The sequence below is a fragment of the Micromonospora sp. CPCC 206060 genome (assembly GCF_036906895.1).
Classification (GTDB): Bacteria; Actinomycetota; Actinomycetes; order Mycobacteriales; family Micromonosporaceae; genus Micromonospora.
On sequence record NZ_JBAKHU010000001.1, the window covers coordinates 322,700 to 347,854 of the forward strand.

19 protein-coding genes are annotated in these 25,155 nt (G+C 72.1%); 11 read left to right on the forward strand and 8 right to left on the reverse strand.

The features are described 5' to 3' along the window. Positions 1-79 precede the first annotated feature (79 nt). From serS to V6U90_RS01495, 6 genes are all read left to right on the forward strand, one after another. Entirely contained in the window at positions 80-1,372 is a 1,293-nt protein-coding gene (gene serS / locus V6U90_RS01470; protein ID WP_334430692.1) for a serine--tRNA ligase, read from the forward strand. A 362-nt stretch (positions 1,373-1,734) separates the two neighbouring features. Then, positions 1,735-3,183, forward strand: coding sequence for an alpha-amylase (locus V6U90_RS01475; RefSeq protein WP_334430693.1), 1,449 nt, complete (start codon positions 1,735-1,737; stop codon positions 3,181-3,183). A 187-nt stretch (positions 3,184-3,370) separates the two neighbouring features. Further along, complete coding sequence (locus V6U90_RS01480) at positions 3,371-4,081, forward strand: tryptophan 2,3-dioxygenase family protein (RefSeq protein ID WP_334430694.1); 711 nt, start codon at positions 3,371-3,373, stop codon at positions 4,079-4,081. Between the two features lie 78 nt (positions 4,082-4,159). Then, positions 4,160-5,461 carry a tryptophan 2,3-dioxygenase family protein gene (locus V6U90_RS01485; protein ID WP_334430695.1) on the forward strand — a complete coding sequence of 434 codons (1,302 nt, stop codon included), beginning with the start codon at positions 4,160-4,162 and terminating at the stop codon, positions 5,459-5,461. Beyond that, positions 5,458-6,588, forward strand: a complete 1,131-nt coding sequence (locus V6U90_RS01490; RefSeq protein WP_334430696.1) for an aminotransferase class V-fold PLP-dependent enzyme — start codon at positions 5,458-5,460, stop codon at positions 6,586-6,588. The genes V6U90_RS01485 and V6U90_RS01490 overlap by 4 nt, the downstream gene beginning before the upstream one ends. Beyond that, the gene (locus V6U90_RS01495; protein WP_334430697.1) at positions 6,585-7,616 is read left to right on the forward strand and encodes a methyltransferase; all 1,032 of its coding nucleotides are present in this window, start codon (positions 6,585-6,587) and stop codon (positions 7,614-7,616) included. Before V6U90_RS01490 ends, V6U90_RS01495 begins: the two co-directional genes overlap by 4 nt. 127 nt (positions 7,617-7,743) lie before the next feature. On the opposite strand, the gene V6U90_RS01500 is transcribed toward V6U90_RS01495, so the two are convergent. Then, positions 7,744-9,771 carry a prolyl oligopeptidase family serine peptidase gene (locus V6U90_RS01500; protein WP_334430698.1) on the reverse strand — a complete coding sequence of 676 codons (2,028 nt, stop codon included), beginning with the start codon at positions 9,769-9,771 and terminating at the stop codon, positions 7,744-7,746. Positions 9,772-9,942: 171 nt separating this feature from the next. Between V6U90_RS01500 and V6U90_RS01505 the strand changes: the two genes are divergently transcribed. Further along, positions 9,943-10,911: a peptidoglycan-binding protein gene (locus V6U90_RS01505; RefSeq protein WP_334430699.1), complete on the forward strand. Its 969-nt coding sequence runs from the start codon at positions 9,943-9,945 to the stop codon at positions 10,909-10,911. Between the two features lie 45 nt (positions 10,912-10,956). On the opposite strand, the gene V6U90_RS01510 is transcribed toward V6U90_RS01505, so the two are convergent. After that, entirely contained in the window at positions 10,957-11,697 is a 741-nt protein-coding gene (locus V6U90_RS01510; protein WP_334430700.1) for an SDR family NAD(P)-dependent oxidoreductase, read from the reverse strand. A 94-nt stretch (positions 11,698-11,791) separates the two neighbouring features. After that, a complete protein-coding gene (locus V6U90_RS01515; protein WP_334430701.1) occupies positions 11,792-14,002 on the reverse strand; it encodes a transglycosylase domain-containing protein in 2,211 nt (736 codons plus the stop codon). 142 nt (positions 14,003-14,144) lie between these two features. Here V6U90_RS01515 and V6U90_RS01520 point away from each other — a divergent pair, with 142 nt between their 5' ends. Next, the gene (locus V6U90_RS01520) at positions 14,145-15,278 is read left to right on the forward strand and encodes a site-2 protease family protein (protein ID WP_334430702.1); all 1,134 of its coding nucleotides are present in this window, start codon (positions 14,145-14,147) and stop codon (positions 15,276-15,278) included. A 55-nt stretch (positions 15,279-15,333) separates the two neighbouring features. Here V6U90_RS01520 and V6U90_RS01525 read toward each other — a convergent pair whose 3' ends face one another. The 5 genes from V6U90_RS01525 to V6U90_RS01545 all read right to left on the reverse strand — a co-directional run bounded on the left by V6U90_RS01525 (position 15,334) and on the right by V6U90_RS01545 (position 23,038). Beyond that, positions 15,334-16,140: a DUF2306 domain-containing protein gene (locus V6U90_RS01525; RefSeq protein WP_334430703.1), complete on the reverse strand. Its 807-nt coding sequence runs from the start codon at positions 16,138-16,140 to the stop codon at positions 15,334-15,336. A 12-nt stretch (positions 16,141-16,152) separates the two neighbouring features. Further along, positions 16,153-19,764, reverse strand: coding sequence for an AfsR/SARP family transcriptional regulator (locus V6U90_RS01530; RefSeq protein WP_334430704.1), 3,612 nt, complete (start codon positions 19,762-19,764; stop codon positions 16,153-16,155). 156 nt (positions 19,765-19,920) lie between these two features. Further along, positions 19,921-21,294, reverse strand: coding sequence for a DUF2786 domain-containing protein (locus V6U90_RS01535; RefSeq protein WP_334430705.1), 1,374 nt, complete (start codon positions 21,292-21,294; stop codon positions 19,921-19,923). 137 nt (positions 21,295-21,431) lie between these two features. Continuing rightward, the gene (locus tag V6U90_RS01540; protein WP_334430706.1) at positions 21,432-21,968 is read right to left on the reverse strand and encodes an SRPBCC family protein; all 537 of its coding nucleotides are present in this window, start codon (positions 21,966-21,968) and stop codon (positions 21,432-21,434) included. 137 nt (positions 21,969-22,105) lie between these two features. Beyond that, the gene (locus V6U90_RS01545; protein ID WP_334430707.1) at positions 22,106-23,038 is read right to left on the reverse strand and encodes an LLM class F420-dependent oxidoreductase; all 933 of its coding nucleotides are present in this window, start codon (positions 23,036-23,038) and stop codon (positions 22,106-22,108) included. Between the two features lie 158 nt (positions 23,039-23,196). Between V6U90_RS01545 and V6U90_RS01550 the strand changes: the two genes are divergently transcribed. The 3 genes from V6U90_RS01550 (at position 23,197) to V6U90_RS01560 (ending at position 25,149) form a co-directional block, all read left to right on the forward strand. Then, positions 23,197-23,916: a hypothetical protein gene (locus tag V6U90_RS01550; RefSeq protein ID WP_334430708.1), complete on the forward strand. Its 720-nt coding sequence runs from the start codon at positions 23,197-23,199 to the stop codon at positions 23,914-23,916. A gap of 24 nt (positions 23,917-23,940) precedes the next feature. Beyond that, entirely contained in the window at positions 23,941-24,078 is a 138-nt protein-coding gene (locus V6U90_RS01555) for a hypothetical protein (protein ID WP_334430709.1), read from the forward strand. Positions 24,079-24,165: 87 nt separating this feature from the next. After that, entirely contained in the window at positions 24,166-25,149 is a 984-nt protein-coding gene (locus V6U90_RS01560) for a polyphosphate polymerase domain-containing protein (RefSeq protein WP_334430710.1), read from the forward strand. Positions 25,150-25,155: the final 6 nt, after the last annotated feature.

Below are 25,155 nucleotides of genomic sequence, written 5' to 3' on the forward strand. Positions count from 1 at the left end.
GCCGCCCGGCCGAGACTGCGGCGACGGTAGCATCTGCTGGTCCCAGCTTGAGTCCGCAACGGAGGGCGTACGGAGCAGCATGCTCGACATGGAGTTGATCCGGAAGGACCGCGACGCGGTGGCGTCCGCGCTCGCCAAGCGGCTCGACCCGGGCGAGGTGACCCGGGCTCTCGACGAGATCGAGGAGCTCGACCGGCAGCGGCGGAGCCTGATCGGCGAGATCGACGCCGAGCGGCAGCGGCGCAAGGCCGAGGCCCGGGCGTACGCGGCGGCCAAGCGCGCCGGGACGGCCCCGGAGCAGGGCCCCGACCCGGAGGCGGAGCGTAAGCAGCTCGCGGAGCTGGAGGCCCAGCTCGGTGAGGTGCAGGAACGCCTGCGCACGGTGATGAGCGAGCTGCCCAACCTGCCGAGCGACGACGTCGTGCCGGGTGGCAAGGAGAACAACCGGGTCGTCAAGGTGTTCGGCGAGCCGCCGGCGATCGAGCAGGTACGCGACCACGTCGAGCTGGCCAGGTCGTTGCGCCTGGTCGACTTCGACCGTGGGGTGAAGCTCGGCGGCTCAGGCTTCTGGATGTACACCGGGCTCGGTGCCCGGCTGGAGTGGGCGCTGGTCAACTGGTTCATCGACCAGCACGTCGCGGCGGGTTACGAGTTCCTGCTGCCGCCGCACCTGCTGCTGGACTCCGCCGGATTCGCCGCCGGGCAGTTCCCAAAGTTCTACGACGACGTCTACCACCTCGACCGGGACAGCGCGCCGCGCGGGCAGTTCCTGCTGCCGACGTCGGAGACCGCGATCCTCGGGGCGTACCAGGACGAGATCCTGGACACCGCGTCGCTGCCGTTGCGGGCGTTCGCCTACACCCCCTGCTACCGCCGGGAGAGCGCCGGTTCGCACTCCGACGAGCGGGGCACGGTGCGGGGCCACCAGTTCAACAAGGTGGAGATCTTCCAGTTCGTCCTGCCCGAGCAGGCGGAGGCGGCGCTGGAGGAGATGCTGGTGCACGCGGAGCGGCTGGTCGAGGGGTTGGGGCTGCACTACCGGCGGAGCCTGCTCGCGGCCGGTGACGCCAGCGCCTCGATGCGCAAGACGCTGGACATCGAGGTGTGGATGCCGAGCACCGGCAAGTACAAGGAGGTCTCCTCGGTCTCCTGGGCCGGTGACTACCAGGCCCGCCGGGCCAGCATCCGGTACCGGGAGCCGGGCGGGAAGCAGACCCGGTTCGTGCACACGCTCAACGGTTCGGCGCTGGCGACCAGCCGGCTCTTCCCGGCCATCCTGGAGCAGTGCCAGCAGCCGGACGGTTCGGTGCTGGTACCCGAGGTGCTCCGCGACCGGGTGGGTACCGACCGGCTGGTCCCCGCGAAGAAGTAGCACCTGGACCGACCATCCGCGCCGGGCGGCTGAACGCCACGGCGGGTGGAGATCGACCTGTACCACCCGGACGGCGGTGGGCTCCTCCGAGCCCGCCGCCGTCCGTCCTTTCCGGCGCCCGTGCTTTCCGGCGCCCATGCTGTCCGGCACCTGTCCTGTCCGGCGCCTGTCCTGTCCGGCGTCCGTGGTGGCCGGCGTCCGACCAGGTCAGCGCCGGCAGGCAGTGAGACGCATCCATGCATTGACACTCACTGAAATGCCCTTGTAACCTTTGCGCAAAATTTCAGTTACCTTGCAGTAGGTAGCCGGAGCGTTCCCCCACCGTGTCCATCACCACCGTCCCCCAACTGTCAGGAGTTTCGATGCGTAGACGTCGACTGCTGTCCGCGGCCTTCGCCGCAGGCCTGGCTGCCGCGCTGCTTGCTCCCATCAGTGTGGCCACTCCCCCGGCCACGGCGGCTCCCAGCGGGAGCAAGAAGGTGATCGCGAACCTGTTCGAGTGGAACTGGCCCTCGGTCGCAACCGAATGCAAGAACTTCCTTGGCCCGCAGGGCTACGGGTACGTGCAGGTGTCGCCACCGCAGGAGCACGTCCAGGGCAACCAGTGGTGGCTGGCCTACCAGCCGGTCAGCTACCGGATCGAGTCGCGCAAGGGCACCCGGGCGCAGTTCCAGGCCATGGTGAACGACTGCCACACGGCGGGCGTCAAGGTCATCGTGGACGCCGTCATCAACCACATGTCCGGTCAGGACAACGGCGGTACCGGATGGGCCGGCTCGACCTACGGCCACTACAACTACCCGGGCACCTACGGCTCGCAGGACTTCCACTACTGCGGTCGCAACGCCGGCCACGAGATCACCAACTACAGCGACCGCTGGGAGGTGCAGAACTGCGAGCTGGTCAACCTCGCCGACCTGAAGACCGAGTCGGACTACGTCCGTACCCGGATCGCCGGCTACCTGAACGACCTGCTCTCCCTCGGCGTCGACGGCTTCCGGCTGGACGCGAGCAAGCACATGCCGGCCGCCGACATCGCCGCGATCAAGAGCAAGCTGTCCCGGTCGGCGTACATCGTCCAGGAGGTCATCTACGGCGCGGGCGAGCCGATCGGGCCCGGCGAGTACACCGGCAACGGTGACGTGCACGAGTTCCGTTACGGCAAGGACCTGGCCCGGGTGTTCCGCTCGGAGCGGCTCGCCTACCTGAAGAACTTCGGTGAGGGCTGGGGTCACCTGCCGAGCAGCGTGGCCGCCACCTTCGTGGACAACCACGACACCCAGCGCGACGTGGGCGGGGTGCTGACCTACCGCGACCACGGCAGCTACGCCCTGGCGAACGCCTTCATGCTGGCCTACCCGTACGGCTCGCCCACCGTGATGTCCAGCTACACCTTCTCCAACCGGGACCAGGGCCCGCCCTCGGACGGCTCCAACAAGACCCTCAACACCACCTGCTTCTCCGGCTGGGAGTGTGAGCACCGCTGGCAGGTGATCGCGAACATGGTGGGCTTCCGCAACGCCACCGAGGGCGCCGGGCTGTCCAACTGGTACGACAACGGCTACCAGCACATCGCGTTCAGCCGTACCGGCAGGGGCTTCATCACGATCAACGACGAGGACTTCGCGATCACCGGTCGCTCGTACTACACCGGACTGCCGGCCGGCCGGTACTGCGATGTCATCCACGGCAACTTCAGCTCCGGCACCTGCTCCGGCCCGGTGATCACCGTGGACTCCGGCGGCTGGTTCCGCGCGGACATCCCCGCGCACGACGCGGTGGCCATCCACGCGGGGGCGCGACTGAGCTAGTCAAACCCGTTAATAAGGGCCCCTTCTTATGCTAAAAGCGATAAGAAGGGGCCCTTCCTTACGCAGCGGGCAAGATCGGGGGGCGGCCAATAGATTGTCGATGGTTTATGGATAATGAGCGGCGCAACTATTCATGGGCCCGTAGCGGGGTCGGATCGCACCGACACCGGCGGAAAGGGAATACTTCGTGAAGCGAGACTACTCACCCGTGCTGCCCGGCGAAGGTGACACGGACTACGCCCGCTACATGCGTACCGACACGTTGCTCGACCTGCAACGACGTCCGGACGAGATGATCCACCGCGACGAACTGCTCTTCCAGGTGGTGCACCAGTCCACCGAGTTGTGGCTCAAACTTGCGGTGGCCGAGTTGACCGAGGCGACGGTACGTATCGACGACGGCCAACTGGGGCAGGCGGAACTGCTGCTCAACCGGGCGGCCCTGGGGATCCGGCTGGTCACCGAGCAGTTGGAGATGTTCCGTTACCTGACCCCGGCCGACTTCCAGGCGCTGCAACCCGCCCTCGGCAACGGATCGGGAGCCGAGTCACCGGGCTGGAAGCAGGCCCAGGCGGCGAGCCGCAAGCTCGGCCAAGCGTTCACGCGGCTCCTCGCCGAGCGCGGCATCGACCTGCTGAAGCTCTACTGCGCCGACCCAGCCGACCCGGTGTACCGGCTGGCCGAGGCAATGGTGGAGTGGGACGAGCGGATCTCCCTGTGGCGGGTACGCCACTACAAGATCGCCATTCGGATCGGCAGTCACGGCCCACTCGGTACCCCCGGATCTCCGGCCACCATGCTCGCCAAGCTGATCGACCACCGGTTCTTCCCGGAACTCTGGGAGGTGCGCACCAACCTCCCCAAGAGCGGTGACCCTTCTCACTCCGGCATGTCCTGACACCGCCACCGGGCTCCGAAAGGGCCAGAAGTTCACCGTCCGTGTCTATCAAAATTTAAGATTGCTGAGGTACGGTTCGTGCGCGAGCTGACGAACTGGCTGTCCGGTGGAGCCGATCCCGGCAGTTTTCCGTACTCCGCGGTGGTGGCGGAATTCCGCCGGACCGGCAAGCACTTCGTCGACAAGGAACTCCTCGCCCTGCTCGACCAGATTCGGGACGTCCACGCGGCACCGCCGGCCGGGCCGGTCACCGGCAGCGAGCATCCCCAGACCCAGCTCTTACGGGACTTTCTCGATGTCGCGTTGGACAAGTGGGACGGCCGGTACGACTACCGCAGCTACCTGGCGTTGAACCTGTTCCGGATGCCGGGGGCGGAACACGTGGACGACGTTCCGACCGTCGGGGCCACCACCGATCCAACCGCCGCCCGCCGCGACCGGGACCGGCTGTTCCTCGCGCTGGTCGCCGACGCCCTTGCCTTCGAGTCGGCCGCCGAGGCCGGCACCACCGACCTGCTCCCCGAGCAACGACCGGAGCCGGCCCTGGTCGCCAAGCGGTACCGGCTCGGGATCCGGGCGGCAGCGCCGGCACTGGCCCGACTGGGCCTGTCCGACCTGGCCGGTGACCGGGAGTCGGCGGCAGCGGCGGGCGCACTACACGCGGCAACCGTCGACGACCGACGGGCGCAACTCCTGGAGCTGACCATGCTCCCGGTCTACCTGGTGCACGACGAGTACCTGTTCATCCGGGTACTCCAGGCGTACGAGTGCACGTTCGCGCTGCTCGCCGGGGAACTGCGGGCGACCATCACCGCACTCGACGAGCGGCTCGTCGAGCCGGCCGTCGAGCGGCTCGGGTACGCCCGGGACCAGCTCAACCTCGCCGCTCCCCTGTTCTCGCTGCTGGCCACGATGCAACCCGAATCGTTCCGGACGTTCCGGGTCTACACCGAGGGGGCCAGTGCCATCCAGTCCCGTTCCTACAAGCTGATGGAGTCGCTGTGCCGCCCGCCGGAGGAGCCCCGGCTGGACTCCGCCGCCTACCGGTCGGTGCCCGAGCTGCGCGACCGGCTGCTGGTCGGCCAGCCGTCGGTGGAGCAGGCGTACCGCACAGCGGTCCGGGACGGCGGGCTGACCGGGCCGGAGCGGCGCCTGCTGGACCAGCGGATGGCCGAGTTCGCAGCGGCCGTCCTCCAGTGGCGCCAGACGCACTACCGGCTGGCGGTCCGGATGCTCGGCACCCGGCCCGGCACCGGGTACACCGAGGGCACGCCCTACCTCGCCGAGGTCCGGTCCATCCCGGTCTTCACCACCCGATCGTCACACCGAACGGAGGCCGTACCCGTGAGTGAACCCATTGTCGTTCCGGACCCGGCGTGAACGACCAGCTACGCGCCCAGTTCCCGGTGCTGCGCACCGGCGTCTACCTGAACAGCAACTCCACCGGCGCGGTGCCGCAGGGCGCGCAGGACGTGCTGACCCGCTACTGGGAAACCCTGTGCACCTGGCGGGACGACGTCTGGATGGGCTGGCACGACGGCCTGGACAGGTACGTCGCCAGCCTCGCCGCGTTCATCGGCGCCCCGCCCGGCAGTGTCGTCACCGACGCCAACCTGAGCACCCTGTTGACCCGGATCGCCTCCTGTTTCGACTACCGGGCTCCCCGCAACCGGGTGGTGACGACCCACCTGGAGTTCCCGACCGTCCCGTTCATCTGGAACGCCTTCCGCCGGTACGGCGCCCGGGTCGACGTGGTCGGCGCCGGCGGCCCCCGGTTCGACGAGGACGCCCTGGCGGAGCGGATCGACGAGCGCACGCTGCTGGTGTGCGTACCGCACGCCAGCTTCTCCTCCGGCGCCACCATCGACCTGCCCCGGCTGGTGAAGCGGGCCCACGACGTGGGGGCCCTGGTGGTCGTCGACGCCTACCAGAGCATCGGGGTCGTACCGTTCGACGTCACCGCGCTCGACGTCGACTTCGTCCTCGGTGGCGCGCACAAGTGGATGTGCGGCATCGGGACGGCCTTCCTGTACGCCCGTCCCGACCTGCTACCCCGGCTGGAACCGGCGGCGACCGGCTGGCAGGCCGGCGACCGGGCCCTGACCTTCCAGCCCTCCACCGGGTGGGCCGACGGCGCCCAGCGGTTCGCCGGCGGCACGCCGTTCCCGCTCACCGCGCTCGTCTCCCAGGTCGGCCTGGACCTGCTGGCCGGCATCGGCATCAGCACGATCCGGGCGCACTCCCTGGCCTGCACGGAACGGATCCTGGCCCGGGCCGACGCCGCCGGTATCCGGGTGGTCAGCCAGGTCGAACCGGAGCGCCGGGGCGGTGTCGTGGGGCTGGACGTGCCGGACGGCGAGGCGGTCAAGCGCCGACTGGCCGCCCGGAACATGATCTGCAGCTGGCGGGGCTACCTGCGGATCGGCCCCCATGTCTACAACACCCTGGATGAGATCGACGAGTTCATGGACGCACTGGAGGAAGAGTTGCAGGGGTTTCGCGGATGAGCATTGCACTGTCCCCACGGGCACTGATGAGCCTGCTGGTGAACGGGTCCAAGGCGATGGACGTGCTGGAGACCGCCCTCGAACTGGGGCTGCTCGACGCACTGGAACCGGGCCCGGCCAACCTCGGTGACCTCGCCACCCGGTTCGGGGTGCGCCCGCTGCGGCTGTACAAGTTCCTGGACTGCCTGGAGAGTCTGGGGTTCCTGGTCCGCGACGAGCCGGGCGACGACATCACCACGGCAAACTACCGGGCCGTCCCGGGACTGAAGGCCGCCGTGGTGGCGGTCGTCGGCCCAAATGCGCAGGAACGCGACCGGGACCGGTACCCCTGGCGGCTGCTGCACGGCCGGCTGGCGGAGAGCCTGCGGGGCGAACTGAGCCTGACCGACGACGACTTCGCCTGGCCGCCCAAGACGGACGAGCAGACCGCAGCCTTCGAGCGGAGCATGGCCGTCGGACTCGGCCCGGTCGTCGAGACCTTCCACCGGCACGCCCACCAGCTCTGGCCGGGGCGGCGCCGGTTCCTCGACATCGGCGGCGGCGACGGCACGCTGGCCGTCCAGGTCCTCGCCGACACCCCGGACCTGACGGTCGACGTCTACAACCTGCCGGCGGTGGAGCCCCTGGTCGACGAGACCCGCAACCGCTCCGGCAACCGGGAGCGGCTCGGCTTCGTCGGCGGCGACTTCCTCGCCGAGCCGCTGCCCACCGGCTACGACGTGCTCTCCTTCGTCCGGGTGCTGCACGACTGGCCGACCGACGTCGCCCGGCGGCTGGTGGAGAAGGCGTACCAGGCCCTGCCGCCGGGCGGGATGCTGCTGATCTGCGAGGAGTTCCGCACCCCGGACCGGCTCGCGATGCAGTTCTTCTGGTCCTATTTCCTGATCGGTGTGGACACCTGCGTCAGTCGGCTGCGGGACGTGGAGTTCTACACCGGGCTGCTGGCGGAGACCGGTTTCGAGAAGGTCGAGGTGCTCCCCGGTACGTGGGAACTGGTCATCGGGCACAAACCGGAGACGGCGGACTGACCGGATGCGGGACGGCGGTCCGGGACACCGACCGCCGTCCCGCGGGGCGGGGCGTCAGTCGCAGCCCACGCCGCCCCGGTACCCGGCCCGGAACGGTGCGTGACCGGACCGGACCGGGACCGACCGGTTACGCCTGTTCCGTCAGGTGCCGCCAGAGGAAGTGCATGGTCAGCGCGGAGATGAAGGCCCGCTGCGCGTTGTCGGCGGCGGCGCCGTGCCCGCCCTCGACGTTCTCGTAGTAGGCGACGTCGTAACCGTGCCCACGGAGCCGGGCCACCATCTTCCGGGCGTGTCCGGGGTGCACCCGGTCGTCCCTGGTCGAGGTGACGAAGAGGGCCGGTGGGTAGGGCTGCCCGGCGCGTACCTGGTGGTAGGGCGAGAACTCGCGCAGGTAGGCCCAGTCCGCCGGGTCGTCCGGGTCGCCGTACTCGGCCGTCCAGGACGCCCCGGCGAGCAGCAGATGGTACCGGCGCATGTCGAGCAGGGGGACGGTGGCGACGACGGCACCGAAGAGCGCCGGGTAGCGGGTCAGCATGACCCCCATCAGCAGGCCGCCGTTGCTGCCGCCCCGGATGCCCAACCGGGCCGGGGTGGTGATGCCCCGCTCCACCAGGTCGGCGGCGACCGCCGCGAAGTCCTCGTAGGCGCGCGGACGGCGCTCCCGCATCGCCGCGTGGTGCCAGTCCGGACCGTACTCGCCGCCGCCCCGGATGTTGGCCACCACGTAGGTACCGCCCCGGGCGAGCCAGCCGCGCCCGATCACCGGGTCGTACCCGGGCACCATCGGCACCTCGAACCCGCCGTACGCGTTGAGCAGGGTCGGCGCGTCGGTGGCGGCGGGGTCACCGACGACGAAGTACGGCACCCGGGTGCCGTCGTCGGAGGTGGCGAAGAACTGCCGGACCGTCAGCCCGTCCGGGGCGAAGAAGGCCGGCTCGGCCTTGAGCTGCTGCGCCGGCCCGTCGATCTCGCCCAGGCTCAGCGTGGTGGGTCGGGTGTAGCCGGTGGCCGAGATGAGGTACCCGTTGCTGAGATCCGGTTCGGTGTCCACGACCGCCACGTGGTCGAAGTCGTCCCCGCCGGCCAGCGCGCGGCGCTGCCAGCCCTCCCCGGTCGGGGTGTGCACCTCCAGCCGGCTCCGGACATCCCGCAGCAGGACCAGGATCAGATGGTCACGGGTCCACCCGTGGTAGCTCAGCGCGGTGTGCCCGTCCGGCGTGAAGAGCACCGTCAGGTCGCGCCGCCCGGCCAGGAAGTCGTCGAACCGGGTAACCAGCAGGGCACCGGCCGGATGGTCGACCCCGTCGACCGTCCACGCCGAACGCAGGCGGATCAGCAGCCACTCGCGGTGCACGTCCCAGCTCGCGTCCTCGGGTACCGCGATGCGGACGAGGCCGCCCTCCGGGGTACGCAGGTAGCTCTCGTTGCGGAAGAAGTCCAGTTGCCGGCCGACGAAGTCCCGGGGGTAACCGGGGGTGGGATCGTGGGTCGCGTAGACGCTGACGTCGTCCGGGTGGCCCTCGTGGATGGTCTCGGCCTCGGCCAGCGGCGTACCCCGCCGCCAGCGGCGGGCCACCCGGGGGTAGCCGGACGTGGTCAGCGAGCCCGGACCGAAGTCGGTGCCGACGTAGATGTGATCCTCGTCGATCCAGTTGACCGTGGTCTTCGCCTCCGGCAGGTAAAAGCCGTCAGGGACGAAGGCACGCTGCTCGACGTCGAACTCGCGGACCACCGTGGCGTCGGCCCCGCCCCGGGAGAGGCTGACCAGGCAGCGCCGGTATCCGGGGCGGAGCATGGTGACCCCGCTGAAGACCCAGTTCTCCCCCTCGGCGGCGGCCAGGGCGTCGACGTCGAGCAGCACCTCCCAGTCCGGCTCCGGCTTTCGGTAACTCTCCAACGTGGTACGTCGCCAGAGCCCCCGGGGATGTGCGGCGTCCCGCCAGAAGTTGTAGAGATGCTCGCCGCGCCAGGTGGGGTAGGGGAGGCGGTTGTCGGCGTCGAGCACCCGCCGGATGTCGTCGCGCAGCCGGCGGAACGTGTCGTCGCCGGCGTACCCGGCGACCGTCTCGGCGTTGCGCTCCGCCACCCAGCCCGTCGCCTCGGCGGTGTCAAGGTCCTCAAGCCAGCGGAATCCGTCGTCGGTCAGGTCGGTCACCCGCCCCACTATCCCGGATCGTTCGCCAATCGTCCGTCCCGTCCTGCCCCGCACGGACAGAAGAGCCCCGGTCCGCCGCATTGCCGGAGCGCATATCGATGATCTACGATGTATCTTCCTGGCGGCCGATCGACCACCCGTCCGCCGTGTGATCGAGTGGGGAGAGCGCCGATGGACGACGACGCCCGGTCCGGCCACGCACCCGGCATGCAGACCCGACGCCGCACCCTGCTCGCCGCGCTCGGCGCCGGCCTGGGCGCGGGTGCGCTGGGCCTGCCGAACCCGGCGTTGGCGGCCGTCGGCAGTTGGAGCAACCCGACGCTCGGCACACTGACCTCGGGCTACAAGACCCCCAGCCGACCGGGCCACACCGGCTGGGACATCGCGAACAGCCAGGGCACGCCGGTCTACGCGGCGGCCGCCGGGACGGTCCGGGACATCAAGACCAACTCGTACCCGGGCGACACCACGAGCGGCCCGCTGCCCGGCCGCACCGGCAACAGCGTGCACCTCAACCACGGGGACAACTACTTCTCCTACTACGGCCACCTGTACCGGGTGCTGGTCAGCGTCGGACAGACGATCAGCGCCGGACAACTGGTCGGCCTGATGGGCACCACCGGCAACTCGACCGGCCCGCATCTGCACTTCGAGATCCACCTGCCCCGGCTGACCACGTTGGACCCCAAGGTGTTCCTGGCCAACCGCGGGATCGCCCTGGGCTCGACCGCCCCGCTCGGCAGCACCGGTTACCCGGGCGTCAGCCAGGGCGCCTCGGGTTGGGTTCCCCGGGTGATCCAGTACCTGGTACGGGCGCGCGGTATCTCGGTGGTCGTGGACGGCGTCTACGGCCCGGCCACCACGTCAGCGGTCAAATCGTTCCAGAGCAGTCGTGGCCTGTACGCCGACGGGTACGTCGGGCCGATCACCTGGACGGCACTCATCCTGCCGTTGCGGGAGGGCAACTCCGGCGACCTGGTACGCGGCCTCCAGACCGCGCTCAACGCCCGTGGCGCGAGCATCCCCGTGGACGGCGGATTCGGTTCGGTCACCGCCAACGCGGTACGCAGCTTCCAGAGCCGCAACGGCCTCGTCGTCGATGGTCTCGTCGGGCCGGTCACCTGGAGCGTGCTCATCTGACGCCGGCCGCCGTCGACCCTCAGGCGGTGATGCCGCCGTCGACCCTCAGGCGGTGATGCCGCCGTCGACGGCGATGGCCGCACCGGTGATGTAACGGCCACCCGGACCGGCCAGGTGACTGACCGTGGCGGCCACATCGACCGGCGTGCCGTAGTGCCCGAGGGCGATGAACGACCGCTGGCGGTCCGAGGTGGCGCCGTCCGCCGGGTTCATGTCGGTGTCCGTGGCACCGGGATGGATCACGTTCACGGTGATCCCCCGGGGGCCGAGTTCCCGGGCCAGGGCCCGGGTCAGGCCGTTCAGCGCGCTCTTGGTCATGGCGTAGACGCTGGCCGTACCGAAGGCGACCCGCCCGGTGAAGCTGCTGCCGATACTGATGATCCGGCCGCCCTGGCCCAGGTGCCGTACCGCCGCCTGGGTCACCAGGAACGCCCCGCGTACGTGCACCGCGATCGCCCGGTCCAGTTCCGCGGTGGTGACCTCCTCCACCGGCCCGTGCGAGAAGACACCGGCGTTGTTGACCAGGATGTCCAGCCGACCGAACTCGGCGACCACCCGGTCCACGGCCCGGGCCACCGCCTCCCCGTCGGCGTTGTCGGCCCGCACCGCCAGTCCGCGCCGCCCCCGCGACTCGATCCCGGCGACGACGTCCTTCGCCGGGCCCTCCGCGCTGACGAAGGTGATCGCCACATCCGCCCCGTCCCCGGCCAACCGGTCGGCGATCGCCGCGCCGATACCCCGGCTACCGCCGGTGACCAGGGCGACCTTGCCGGTAAGTTCTGCCACTTCTCCCCATCCCCAGCGTCGGTCGGTCCACGGCAGATCAGGACACTAACGCGTCGGTGGCGGAACCCGGGTACCGGCCACCCGGGTCACCTGGCTACCCGGTCGTACCGGCCATCCCGCTGCGCCAGCCGCCGCCGAACGGCTGCCGGTTCTCCGGCTGCCCGGCCCGGCGGTCCACCGGCGGGTCGCTCGGCGGTCCGGACGGGCCGTCGGCGCCGAAGGCCAGGGCGGCGCTCGGCGGGGTGAACTGGCGTACCGGCTGGCCCTTCAGCGTGTCGGCCATGATCTGGGCAACCGCGGCGATCACCTGCGACTGCACCGGGCCACCGACCGAGTCGGTCGGGTCGTCCGGGTTGGCGGCGATGCTGGCGATGGCGAGCTGCGGGGTGAAGGCCACGAACGTCTCGGTGGCGTTCTCCTCCGAGCTGCCGGTCTTGCCGGCGATCGGCCGGCCGTCCATGATCCGGGCGACACCGGTGGCGGTACCGCCGTCGCAGCGCCCGAAGGTGGACTGCTGGCCGACCGGGCAGCGGGCCGCGTCGGTCGCCGCGCGGGCCACGTCCGCGTCGAGCACCCGCCGGCAGGACGGCTGCACCGGTACGGCGGTCCCGTCCGGCGCGGTCACCGACTCCACCGGCAGCGGTACGCAGTACACCCCCTCGGCGGCGACCGTGGCGTACGCGTTGGCCAGTTCCAGCGGGGTGGTGGCGGCCACGCCCAGGGTGAACGCCCCCCAGTTGGCAGCGTCACCGTCGGCGAACGCGGCGTCCGCGTCGGCCCGGAAGCTGATCCCGAGCCGCTGGGCCAGCTCCACCACCTTCGCCGGGCCGACCCGCTCGGACAACCAGACGAAGTAGGTGTTCACCGACCGGCCGAAGCCGTCCCACATGGTCCGGTAGCCGTCCATCCGCTCCGGGTTGGCGTTCGCCGGGCACCAGGTACCGGCGCAGTTGTCCGGCCCGTCGTCCGGGTACCGGGTGGACAGCCGGCTCGGCGCGTCGAACCCGGTGTCCAGCGGCAGGCCCGCCTCCAGCGCGGCCAGCATGGTGAACAGCTTGAAGGTCGACCCCGCCTGGTAGCCGTCGATCGCACCGCCACCGGCCACCAGCTGGTTCACCGTGTTCGGGTGGTTGACCTGGTCGGCGGGGTTGTCGGCGAGGCTGTAGTGCCGGTTGACGGCCATCGCCCGGACCCGGCCGGTGCCCGGCTCCACCGCCGCCAACGGCAGGGCGTGCGGGTTGTCGTACCCGTAGACGTCGGCGACGTTGCGCACGGCGGACGCCTGGGCGACCGGGTCGAGCGAGGTGACCACGGTGTAGCCGCCCCGGCGCAACGCCTGCTCCCGCTCCTCGACGGTCGACCCGAACGCCGGCTGCTCCAACCACCAGCGGCGCAGGTAGTCGCAGAAGAAGCCCCAGTCGTCGTGCGCGGACGGGACCGCTACGCACCCGTTGGGCTGTTCGGTGGGTTTCAACTCGACCGGTTCGGTCCGCGCCTGACCGGCCTGCTGCTGACCGATCACGCCGGTACCGACCATCGCGTCCAGCACGTACGACCGGCGGGCCACCGCCGCGTCGAGGTCCCCGCCGATCGGGCTGTACGCCTCCGGCGACTGCACCAGACCGGCCAGCAGCGCCGCCTCACCGAGGGTGAGCTGGGCGGGGGCCTTGTCGAAGTAGCGTTCGCTGGCGGCGGTGATGCCGTACGCCCCGGCACCGAAGTAGGCGATGTTCAGGTAGCGGTTGAGGATCTCGTCCTTGCCGAGCTGCTTCTCCAGCGCGACGGCGTACCGGATCTCCTGGAGCTTGCGCCCGACGGTCTCGGCGGTGGCCTGCTCCCGCTCCTCCTGGGTCAGGGTCGGGTCGGACTTGAGCACGTTGCGGACGTACTGCATGGTCAGCGTGGACGCGCCCTGGCGGACCTCACCGCCGACCACGTTCGCCACGGCAGCCCGGGCCAGGCCCAACAGGTCGACCCCGTTGTGCCGGTAGAACCGGGTGTCCTCGGCGGCCACGATCGCCTCCCGCATCACCGGGGCGATCTCCTCGATCCCGACATCCGTGCGGTTGACGTCGTAGAACGTGGTGATCAGCGTCCTGCCGTCCCGGGCGTACAGGTACGACCGCTGGGCGGTGGCGGGGGTGCGCAGCACCTCGGGCAGGTCGGCGTACTGTCCGGCGGCCGACCGGACCACCAGCCCGAAGGCGAGGTTGGCCGGCAGCACGGCGACGGCCACGACGAGCCCGGCGAGCAGACCACAGAGCAGCAGGGGGAAGAGCCGGTTCAGGGGCGGGCGCAGGCGCATCGGTCCAGCGTTACCGCAGGTCAGCCGGCTTGACCACTTTCGCGACGAATTGTCAGCGACTTCACCGGCGGCGTAGCCGGACGGCGACGGTTGGTCCCCGCCAGCCGGGGTATCCGCCGGACATGCGGACGGATCAGCGGACATGAGGGCCAGTTTCCGGCTCGGCCGGATCGCCGGAGTACCGGTCGGCGTGAACTGGAGCGTCCTGGTGATCTTCGCCCTGATCGCCTGGGGGCTGTCCGCCCGGCAGTTCCCCGAGGCGTACCCGGGCGAACCCGGCTGGGCGTACCTGCTGGCCGGGCTGAGTGCGGCGGTGGTCTTCTTCGCCGGCCTGCTCGCCCACGAGGTCTCCCACGCGGTCGTGGCGAAACGCAACGGACTGGGGGTCTCCGGGATCACCCTCTGGCTCTTCGGCGGGGTGGCGGAACTGCGCGGCGACGCCCCCAACCCGGGCGCGGAACTACGCATCGCCGGGGTGGGGCCGCTGGTCAGCCTGCTGATCGGGATCTTCTTCGGGGCGATCGCCACCGCGCTGGCCGTCGTCGGGCAGGATGGCCTGCTGGTCGGCGCGTTCGCCTGGCTGGGCGGCATCAACCTGCTCCTCGCCGTGTTCAACGTACTGCCCGCCGCACCGCTCGACGGCGGCCGGCTGCTGCGGGCCGCCGTGTGGAAGTGGACCGGCGACCGGAACCGGGCCGCCGTGGTGGCGGCCCGGGCCGGCTGGGGGCTCGGCGCCCTGCTGATCGCGTTCGGGCTCTGGCAGTTCCTGGCCGGCGCGGCGGTCGGCGGGCTCTGGCTGGCGCTGATCGGCTGGTTCCTGATCGGCGCCGCCGCCATGGAGGAACGGCAGGCCCGGACGGGCGCGGCACTGCGCGGGGTGCGGGTCGCCGACGTGATGACCCCGCAACCGCAGACCGTCTCGGCCGGGGTCAGCGTGGCCGACTTCGTTGACCACTACCTCTTCGCGTACCGGCACTCGGCGCTGCCGCTGACCGAGGACGACCGGCCGGTCGGCCTGGTCACCCTGGACCGGGTACGCGGTATCCCGGCCAACCGTCGGGCCGGCACCACCCTCGGCGAGGTCTCCTGCCGCGCCGACGAACTGGTCCTCGCCCGCCCGGAGGAACCGTTGACCGACCTGCTGCCCCGGCTCAGCGAGTGCGCGGACGGGCGGGCCCTGGTGGTGACCGACGGCCGACTGGTCGGCATCGTCTCCCCCAGCGACATCAGCCGGGCCGTGCAGCGCAGCACCCTCCGCGACCGCCTGAAGACGTAAGGAAGGGCCCCCGCTTAACGTTTTCGGTAGAGGAAGGGCCCCTTATTAACACCTCTCAGCGGCGGGACGTCGACGTCCGGTCCAGCCACCACTGGGCGATCAGCAGCGGCAGCACCCAGCCGAGCCAGGTGGTGATCCCGGCGACGGTCTGGACCAGCCGGTCCTCGTCCCCGCCGAACGTGGTGTCCAGTTGCGGCCACAGCCCGATGGTCCAGACGGCGCCCCAGACCCGGTTCGTGATGATCGACGTGGTCAGCGCGAAGCTGCGGACCATCCAGCGCCGGTGGTCGGCGTACCGACGTTGCCGGGCGGCCCGGTACCCGGCCACCGTGCAGAGCAGCCAGAGGCTGGCCATCAGGACGTTGCTGACCCGGGCCACCGGACCGAACGGGCTCACCGCGCCGAGCGGCAGACCGACCGCGACCGCCGGCAGTACCCCGGCGAAGACGTAGACCCGGCCGATCCGGCGGTGCGCGACCGGGTACCGGCGCCGGAACCGGGGCCACACCTGGAGACAGCAGGTCAGCAGGGCCACCGCACCGAAGATGACGTGCACCACCAGCATCGGGTGGTACCAGCTCAGATCCGGCGGGTTGGGGATCCGGGACCGGGCCGGATCGAGGGAAAGATAGGGCGGCAGCGAGAACGCGACGAACACGACCGCGACCACCGCCAGCGGCCCGATCCAGGGACGGCGCCACCATCGGGTACGCCGCTCCGGTCCGGAGCCGGCCGGACGCCCGGGGGACTCCGCCGCCGGATGGTCGTCGACCGACCCGCCGCCGGGATGGCCGGGGTCGCCGCCGGGATGACCGGGGTCGCCGGTCCTGCTGATCGTCGTGGCGGCGCTCGGGTCGGCCATGTCGGCTCCTCGTCAGGCGGTGGTCCGTGTTTCCTCGACACCACCGTCGGCCCGCCCGCTGACCGGCCCCGCACCAACCGCTGACCGCCCGCTGACCGGCTCGTCCGCCCCACCGGACACCAGCGACCCACCCGACCCGTCCGGCCCAGAAGGCACGGCGACCGACCCGTCCGGCCCAGAAGGCACGTCGGTCCGTGGCGACCCACCGGGCCCAGCGCATGCTGCGGGTACGCCCGGCGCAGCAGCCCCGACCAGGGCGGCCAGCGCGACCAGCCCGGCCGTCGGTCCCGCCGCCACACCCCGGCCGAACTCCCCGGCGTACCCGGTCGACCCGAGCCGGGCGCGAGTCTCGGCGACCACCCGGGCGAGGTCCGGGTCACCGGGTACGCCGGGTCCGCGCAGCGCCTCCGCGACGCCGAGCAGCCAGGCCGCCCGTACCCCGTCCCCGCCCCGCAGGATGGCACCGGCCAGCCCTTCGGCGGCATCGGCCACGTCGAGCACGTTCCGCAGGCCGAGGGCGATCCGTACCGCCTCCCCGTGTCGGGTCCGGGCCTGCCCGACGTCCCCCTCGGCCTCGGCGATCCGGCCCAGTTCCCCCAGCGCCCGGACCCGGATGCCGGAATCCAGCCACCCGTCGGCGCACGCGGTCAGGGCGTGTTCCTGATGGGACCGGGCCGAGGGCAGATCACCGGCGAACCGGTCCACCGCACCGAGCCCGGAGCGGGCCTGCGCCAGGGTGAGCGGCAGGCCGACCCGGGCCGCGAGTCCGGCGGCCGCCGCGTACTCGGCCCGCGCCCCTGGGAGGTCACCGGCGCGCCGCAGCCGGTCGCCCCGCCGGCAGCGCAGTTCCGCCACCTCCTCCCCGGCACCGAGCTGCCCGACCAGGTCCAGCGCCTCGTCGGTCAGCGCGAGACACTCCGCCCGGTCGCCCCGGCGGTCGGCGAGCGCCGCCAGGGCGTCCAGCGCCTGGGCGGTCCCCCACCGGTCGCCCACCGACCGGAAACCGGCCAGCGCCGGACGAAGTTCGGCCTCCGCCGCCGCCAGGTCCCCCTGGAACAGCCGGAGGAATCCGGCACCGAACCGGTGCAGCGCCCGGGGCCAGGGCTCCGGCCCGATCAACCAGGCCCGGTCCGCAGCGCCGGAGCCGGGTGGACCGCCGAGTTGCGCCCAGAACACCAGGAGGTACGCCTGCCGGGGCGGCCCCGGCAGGCTGGCGACCAGTCGACCAGCCCGGTCCAGCAGGTCCGGTGTGACGCCGACCGCGTACGCGGCGTGGAACAGGCAGAGGACGTACTCCTCGGTCAGCCCGGGTGGTGGTTCGTCCCCCACGGCGCGGAGCAGGTCCACCGTGAGCGGTGCCACCTCGCTGCGCGACCCGCGCAGGTACCAGTAGCCGGAGAGGGCGCCGACGAGCCGCAGCGCCAGGTGGGTGTCGGCGCGTACCGCCCAGTACAGGGCGGCCTGGAGGTTACGGTGCTCGGCGGCGAGCCGGGCCAGCCAGGTCACCTGCTCGGCCCGGCGCAGCCACGGGTCCGCGACGCCGGCCAGCCCGAGCAGGTACCCGGCGTGTGCCCGCCGGTACCGTTCCGCCTCGCCCGCCTCGGCCAGCCGCTCGGCGCCGAACGCACGGATCGTCTCCAACATCCGGTACCGCCCGTCGACGACCTCGACCAGCGACCGGTCGACCAGCCCGGCCAGCAGGTCGGCGACATCAACCTGGCCGGTACCCGCATCCCCGGCGTCGGTCTGCGGTCCGGCTCCCGCCACCGGACCGTTATCCGGCTCCTGGGCGGTATCCGGCTCCGCGTCGTCGAACGGTGCGCAGACCTGCTCGATGGCGGCCAGGGTGGCGCCACCGGCGAAGACCGTCAGCCGGCGGGCCAGCCGGCGTTCCGCCCCGGTGAGCAGTTCCCAGCTCCACTCCACCACGGCCCGGAGGGTCCGGTGCCGGGGCAGGGCCGTCCGGTCCCCCCGGGACAGCAGACGGAACCGGTCGTCGAGCCGGGCGGCCACCTCGTCCAGCGGTAGCGCCCGCAGCCGTACCGCCGCCAACTCGATCGCCAACGGCAGGCCGTCGAGCGCAGTACAGACCCGGACCACTGTCGCCACATTGCCGGCGTCGACGATGAAGTCGGGACGTACGGCGGTGACCCGGTCGACGAAGAGCCGCACGGCGGCGGACCGGAGCGCGAGGTCCGGATCCGGTGCCGTCCCGGCGGTTGCCGGCGGCAGGTCCAGCGGCGGCAGCGGGTGGAGCAGCTCGCCGGTGATGCCGAGCGGTTCCCGGCTGGTGGCCAGGATCCGCAGTTCGGGGCAGGCACCGAGCAGAGCCGCGGCGAGCCGGGCCGCACCGGCTATCAGGTGCTCACAGTTGTCGAGGATGAGCAGTATGCGCCGGCCGGTGAGGGCGGTGACCAGGCGTCCAAGGGACCGGGCCGGGAGCCCGGAGTCCGGGATGGACGGTCCGGCGGCTGCGGTGAGACCCACCTCGCGCAACCCGAGCGCGGCGAGTACGGCCGGGGCGACCTGGTCGCCGTCGGTGAGCGGCGCGAGGTCGACGAAGCAGACCTCGTCCGGCCGACGGCCGCCCACCTCGACGCAGAGCCGGGTCTTGCCGACCCCACCGGGCCCGGTGACCGTGACCAGCCGGGCGGTGTCGAGCAGCCGGCCGAGCCGGGCCACCTCGTCGGCCCGGCCGATGAAGCTGCTCAACGGCGCCGGAAGGGCCAGCCGGACCGGCGGGGCCACCGGCTCCGGAACGGTCACCGGCTCCGGAACGGCAGCCGGCCGGACCGATGGGCTGCCCGGTGCCGGATCGGTTACCGGCCGCACCGGCACCGGTGCGGCCGGCCGGACCGGCGGGGTCACCGGATCGCCACGCAGCACGGCCAGGTGCACCGCGGTCAGGGCGGCGGAAGGTTCGGTGCCGAGTTCCTCGGCGAGTACCCGTCGCAGGTCGGCGAAGACGGCCAGCGCCTCGGCCTGCCGGCCGGCTCCGTACAGCGCCCGCATGAGCTGACCCCGGGGGCGTTCCCGCAGCGGTTGGGCGGCCACCACGGCACGCAGTTCGGCGATCAGGCCGTCCCGTTCGCCGAGGGCGAGCGCGGCTTCCGCCCGGTCCTCGACCGCCGTCAACCGGAGTTCCTCCAGCCGGGCGGCCGGCGCCGCCGCGAAGGGCGCGTCCGCGACATCGGCCAGCGCGGCACCCCGCCACCAACCGAGGGCGCCGGTGAGCAGGTCCACCGCCCGGGCCGGGTCACCGGCGGCCAACGCCACCCGGCCGTCCCGGGCCAGCCGGGCGAACCGGTACGCGTCGACGTCATCCGGGTCGACGGCGAGCCGGTAGCCGACCGGGCCGGACTCGATCAGCGTCCGGTGCTGTCCGGGCGGGCCGGCGGCGCGCAGCGCCCGACGCAGTCGGGAGACCTGTGACTGCAACGCGTTCGCCACGTTGCCCGGCGGACGGCTGCCGTACAGCCCTTCGATCAGCCGACCGGTGCCGACCTCGCGTCCCGCGTCGAGCAGCAGCAGGGCGAGCAGCGCGCGGAGCTGTGGACCACCCGGCGGCACCGGCCGGCCGTCCGCCGTCCGCACCTCGACCGACCCCAGGATGCCGAAGTACACCGGGTCATTCTCGCGCCCACCGCCCACCCTCCGTCGATCATGGACATGTGGTGGGCGGTGTACCCCGTTTCGCGGCTTCTGCGGGGCACCACAACTCCATGATCGACGGGGTCGACGGGGTCGACGGGGGTGACGGGGGTGACGGGGATGACGGGGTCAGGATCGGCGGTCGCGGATCCGGCCGGCCGTGGCCCGTCCGGCGGCACCTCCGGGGGTACCGAGCGCGGCCCGGTCGGCGGCAGCCGTACCGGAGATCCAGCCCTCGTCGTCGCGGATGGTGAGGCGCTGCCGGCGTACCCCGGGGAAGAGTGCGTCGACCCGGTCCCGGACCGCGTCGGAGCGGGCCGCGAGCACCGGCAGCAGCCGGTCGGCCCCCTCGTCGGCGACCGCCTGCCGGCTGGCCTGCTCGCTGGCGTGGCGCAGGCGTTCCCCGATCCGCAACGCGAACGCGTTCAGGAACGACTCGTCGTAGCTGCGGGTACGCCGTCCGCCCCCGGTCCGGCGGCGCTCCGCCCGGCCGCGCAGCATCGCGGTGGTCGCCTGCACCAGCAGCGACGTGTAGAGCAGCTCCACCGCCTCCAGGTCGGCGGGGTAGCCGAGCACGGTGGCGAACCCGAGATCGGCCTGCCAGACCGAACTGCACCGGTTCGCCTCGGCCACCTGCTGCACCAGCAGCGCCTTGGCCGCCTCGTACGGGCTGTCGGTACCGAGCCGCAGGCCGCCCGGCTGGTCGGCCTGTGGTCCGCCGGTCGCCAGCAGCGCGTCGTCGATGCTGTACCGCGCCATCAGCTCCTGGGCCTTGGCGGTCAGCGCCTCGGCCTCCTCCGGGAAACCGGTCGACTCGGCCTTCGCCAGCAGGGCGCGGACCCGGTCGAGCATCCGGGAACCACTCCCACCTGTCACCGGACCGGTGGCGGTGACCGGTGCGCCACCCGGCGGCGGCCGGAGCAGCGCCACCGGGGGCAGGCTCTCCAGCAGCGCCACGGCCTCGACGGCGTCCCGGAGTACGTCGATCCGGTCGGTACCCTCCCGGGCGGCGAAGCCGGTCAGGTACCCCTCGTCCCGGTCCCACCGGACCCGGGCGTCGAGCGCCCGGAGCTGGGCGTCCCACCAGTCGCCGACGGTGCCGGCGGGATGTCCGCGCCGCTCGGCGGCGAGCAGGTCCACCACCAGCCGGGCGGTACGCGGACCGGCCCGCCGGGCGGCGATCCGGGCCACGTCGACGGGCTGCCAGCCACGGGTCCAGAGCCTGCCGACGGCCCGTTCGAGGCGCCGGAACAGGGTGGCGTCGACGGCGACGAGCCCGGCCGGCCCGCCGGGGCCGACGATCAGCTGGTCGAGGTGCCGTTCGGCGGCCCGGGTGTCCGTGCCGCGCAGCGCGGTCACCGCCGCCGTGACCAGCGCGTCCGCCGCTGCGGCACTGCCCTCCGCCGCTGCGGCACGCCAATCCGACCCTGCGGCGCTGCCCTCTGCCCCTGCGGTACGCCGATTCGCCCCCGCGTCGCGTCCGTCCGCCTGCGAAGCGGTCATCGTGCGGCTCCCCCCGTTCCCGGGGCACCTCGCCGGCCGGGCGGGACGAACTGTACCCGCGCGACCGGCCGGCACCGGGCCGGTCCCGCGCCGGCGGGCGTCGGTTCCGGGTAGGTTGCGCAGTGTCCCGGCCACCGTCAGCCGGCGTCCGCCCCTGCGGGACGCGTGCGCCGCACCATCGTCTCGATCGTCCCGGTCATGTTGCGCCACAACTGCTTGCGGCGGATCTCGACGATGGCGGCGCTCTGCTCCGGGGCGCTCCGGATGATCTCCCGCAGGCGGCTCTCCCCGGGGCCGTGTTCGAAGCTGTGCCGGACCCGGGTCCGCCCCGGCTGGTCGGTGGGGAACAGGTCGTAGCGCCAGCGGGCGGCGGGCCGCTGCGGGTCGGCCGTGTCGTCGAGTACCACCCAGGCGTAGCTGTCGGGTCGGGTCGCCTCGGTGATCAGGCACGTCACGTCGTTGGCCATGCCGTTGGGGAACTCGTTGTGCGCCTCGAAACGGTCGCCGGCCCGGGGCGGCCACGTGGCGGGGGCGATCCAGCCGGCGTACCGGCACTCGGGGCTCCACTGGCCGATCCGGGTGACGTCGGTGATCAGATCCCAGAACTCCCCGGCTGACAGATCGACCTCGACCTCCACCTCGACCCGCGTCCCGGTGACACCGTCATCGGCCATGACCCACCCCCAGTTGTCGGCGACTGCTGCCGCCTGTCTACCACCGTCGCATATGGAGTGTCCGCCCCGGGGCCGGCCGGCAACCACCCGCACCGGGCGGAATGGGTGCGGCGGCCGGCCCCGGGACGGTGGGCCACTCAGCGCAGTTGCGGGGCGACCTCGGCGGCGACCAGTTCCAGGTGGTCCAGGTCGGCGAGGTCGAGAATCTGGAGGTAGATCCGCTCACTGCCGGTGGCGGCGTACCGGCCGATCTTGTCGACCACCTCGCCCGGGGTACCGGCCAGGCCGTTGGTCCGCAGTTCGTCCGGCTCGCGGCCGATGGCGGCGGCCCGCCGGGTGACCTCCGCGTCGTCCCGTCCGCAGCAGAGCACCAGGGCGTTGGACAGTCGCAGACCGGCCGGGTCGCGGCCGATGGCGGTACAGGCGGCCCGGACCCGGTCGAACTGGGTGACGCTGTCCTCGACGCTGACGAACGGCAGGTTGAACTCGTCGGCGTAGCGCGCGGTCAACCTGGGGGTACGCTTCGCGCCCATCCCGCCGAGCAGCACCGGCGGGCGGGGCGACTGGACCGGCTTGGGCAGTGCCGGCGACCCGGTCACCGTGTAGTGGGTGCCGGAGAAGTCGAAGGTCCGGCCGGGCGGGGTGGCCCAGAGGCCGGTGATGATGGCGAGCTGCTCCTCAAGACGGTCGAACCGCTCCCCCAGCGCGGGGAACGGGATGCCGTAGGCGGCATGCTCGGCGTCGTACCAACCGGTCCCGATGCCCAACTCGACCCGGCCGCCGCTCATCGCGTCGACCTGGGCAACGGTGATCGCCAGTGGACCGGGGAGCCGGAAGGTGGCTGCGGTCATCAGGGTGCCGAGCCGGATGCGGCTGGTGTCCCGGGCCAGCCCGGCCAGGGTGGTCCAGGCGTCGGTCGGGCCCGGCTCGCCGCTCACGTCTCCCATCTTCAGGTAGTGGTCGGAGCGGAAGAACGCGCCGTAGCCGGCGTCCTCCGCGCACCGGGCCACGGCGAGCAGCTGATCGTAGGTGGCGCCCTGCTGGGGCTCGGTGAAGATCCGCAGTTCCATGTGCCGAGCATAGGGAGCGGGCCGGCTCCTCCGGGCCGGGTGGCGGTGGGTCGACAGCCACCCGCCACGCGGACCGGGCGCGGCCGCTCTCCCGGTTTCGTGTCATCCCCGGTGCCGACCGTCCCTGGACGGTCGGCACCGGCCGCACAGTCGTCAGCATGACGACCATCTCCGGTACGACCGCCGCCCGCCTCGCCGCCCTCTCCACCGTCGTCGCCCTCGGCGCCGGCTGCGGTGTCCTGGACACCGTGCAGAACGCCGTGGACACCGCCAACGCCCTCGGCGGTTTCGCCGACCGGCTCGGCCGGGCGGCCACGCTGACCTACACCGCCCAATACACCGTGACCGGTGGCGCGGACGGCACGGTCACCATCGTCCAGGCGCCGCCGAACTCCGCTCTCGTACACGGCGACGACCGCATCATCTCCACCCCGCAGAGCCTGATCCTCTGCGACGGCGCCGACTGCCAGGCGGCACCGAACGCCGCCGCGAGCGCGGCCACCGCCGACGCCACCCTGGTCGCCGGGGTGGCCGGCGCCGGCTTCGTCACCCCGGAGTTGGCCCTCGGCCTGGTCGCCGCCGCCGCGATCATCCCGAGCAGTGACGTGAGTACGTCGGAACGGACCATTGCCGGGCAGCCGTCGCTCTGCGCGGACGTCACCGGAATCGAGGACCCGCAGGGCGGTACCGGCGAACTGGTCGAGGACTTCTCGGTCTGTGTCACGGAGGCCGGCGTGCTGGCCTCGTTCAGCGGCCGGCTCAACACCGGCGAGGAGGCCGCCATCGAGCTGGCCGAGTTCTCCGCCGAGGCCGACCCGACGGCGTTCGCCCCACCGGCCGACGCCACGGTCACCGACGTGACCCGGCTGGCCGGCTGACCGGAGCCGCCCGCCCTGTGCGGGGTGCGCGACCCCGCACAGGTGGGGTACCAGCCGTCGCTCGGCGGGCACCGGCCACCGGTCGAGCAGAGCGCCGTACCGCTGCTCACCGGGTCCGGCCCACCGCCGTTCATCCATCGGCCGACCGGCATACATAGCTGATCCACAGGTTGTTCATACGGAGTTTCCACACCCGCCCGCTTTGCTCCTGCTGACCCGTCACCGGCAGCAGAAGGAGCAGTGCGACCGATGCGTTTCCGGTTCTCCCGTCCCGCCACCCGGTCCGACCTGGTCCCGGGACACCATGGCTCCGACCCGGTCCCTGGACACCACGGCTCCGACCCGGTCCCCGGAGAGCACGGTCACGAGGACACACCGACCGGGGCCCGGGCGGCGGCCACGGCGGACCCGGACCGGGCCGGGCACGCGCTGCGGGCCCCGGGCAGACTGCGCGCGTTCAACCGGTACGAGATCAAGTACCTGGTCGAGACCAGCAGGATCGCGACGCTACGGGAGGAACTGACCGCCCGGCTCGCCCCGGACAGCCACGGCACCGACGGCGGGTACGGCGTGTGGAGCGTCTACTACGACACCGCCGGGCTCCGGTTCTACTGGGAGAAGATCGAAGGGCTGCGGTTCCGGCGCAAGCTCCGGATCCGGCACTACGGTGACCGCTCCACGGTCGACGACGACACCACGGTGTACGTCGAGATCAAGCAGCGGGTCAACCGGGTCACCCAGAAACGCCGGGTGGCCCTGCCGTACCGGCTGGCCCGGCAGCTCTGCGACCAGCGCAGGATGGTCGAGCACGACCCCGCCCAGCGTGCCTTCCTGGAGGAGGTGCTCGGGCTCGTCTCGGGTCTGGACCTGCGGCCGACGGCGATGACCGGTTACCAGCGCGAGGCATTCGTCGGACGGGACGCCGACCTCGGCCTGCGGGTCACCCTCGACCACCGGGTACGCGGCCGGGACCGGGACTTCCACCTGGGCGCCGACGCCGAGAACCGGCTGATCGTCCCGGCGTCCCGGTCGATCGTCGAGGTCAAGGCGAACGAGCGGGTCCCGTACTGGCTGACCGACCTCACCGCCCGCGCCGAACTGACCGTGGTGCGGGTCTCCAAGTACTGCCAGAGCGTGGAGGCGTTCGGACGCGCTCCGCGCTCGGTCTTCCACCTCCCCGACGACGACCCGGCCGCCGAACTGTCGGCGGCCAGCCCCCGAAACGAGGCCTGAATACCG

Excerpts from the sequence above, each read along its gene's own strand:
- serS (WP_334430692.1), top strand. The coding sequence starts at position 80 with ATGCTCGACATGGAGTTGATCCGGAAGGACCGCGACGCGGTGGCGTCC.
- V6U90_RS01475 (WP_334430693.1), top strand. The coding sequence starts at position 1,735 with ATGCGTAGACGTCGACTGCTGTCCGCGGCCTTCGCCGCAGGCCTGGCT.
- V6U90_RS01495 (WP_334430697.1), top strand. The coding sequence starts at position 6,585 with ATGAGCATTGCACTGTCCCCACGGGCACTGATGAGCCTGCTGGTGAAC.
- V6U90_RS01505 (WP_334430699.1), top strand. The coding sequence starts at position 9,943 with ATGGACGACGACGCCCGGTCCGGCCACGCACCCGGCATGCAGACCCGA.
- V6U90_RS01515 (WP_334430701.1), bottom strand. The coding sequence starts at position 14,002 with ATGCGCCTGCGCCCGCCCCTGAACCGGCTCTTCCCCCTGCTGCTCTGT.
- V6U90_RS01520 (WP_334430702.1), top strand. The coding sequence starts at position 14,145 with ATGAGGGCCAGTTTCCGGCTCGGCCGGATCGCCGGAGTACCGGTCGGC.
- V6U90_RS01525 (WP_334430703.1), bottom strand. The coding sequence starts at position 16,140 with ATGGCCGACCCGAGCGCCGCCACGACGATCAGCAGGACCGGCGACCCC.
- V6U90_RS01535 (WP_334430705.1), bottom strand. The coding sequence starts at position 21,294 with ATGACCGCTTCGCAGGCGGACGGACGCGACGCGGGGGCGAATCGGCGT.
- V6U90_RS01540 (WP_334430706.1), bottom strand. The coding sequence starts at position 21,968 with ATGGCCGATGACGGTGTCACCGGGACGCGGGTCGAGGTGGAGGTCGAG.
- V6U90_RS01545 (WP_334430707.1), bottom strand. The coding sequence starts at position 23,038 with ATGGAACTGCGGATCTTCACCGAGCCCCAGCAGGGCGCCACCTACGAT.
- V6U90_RS01550 (WP_334430708.1), top strand. The coding sequence starts at position 23,197 with ATGACGACCATCTCCGGTACGACCGCCGCCCGCCTCGCCGCCCTCTCC.
- V6U90_RS01560 (WP_334430710.1), top strand. The coding sequence starts at position 24,166 with ATGCGTTTCCGGTTCTCCCGTCCCGCCACCCGGTCCGACCTGGTCCCG.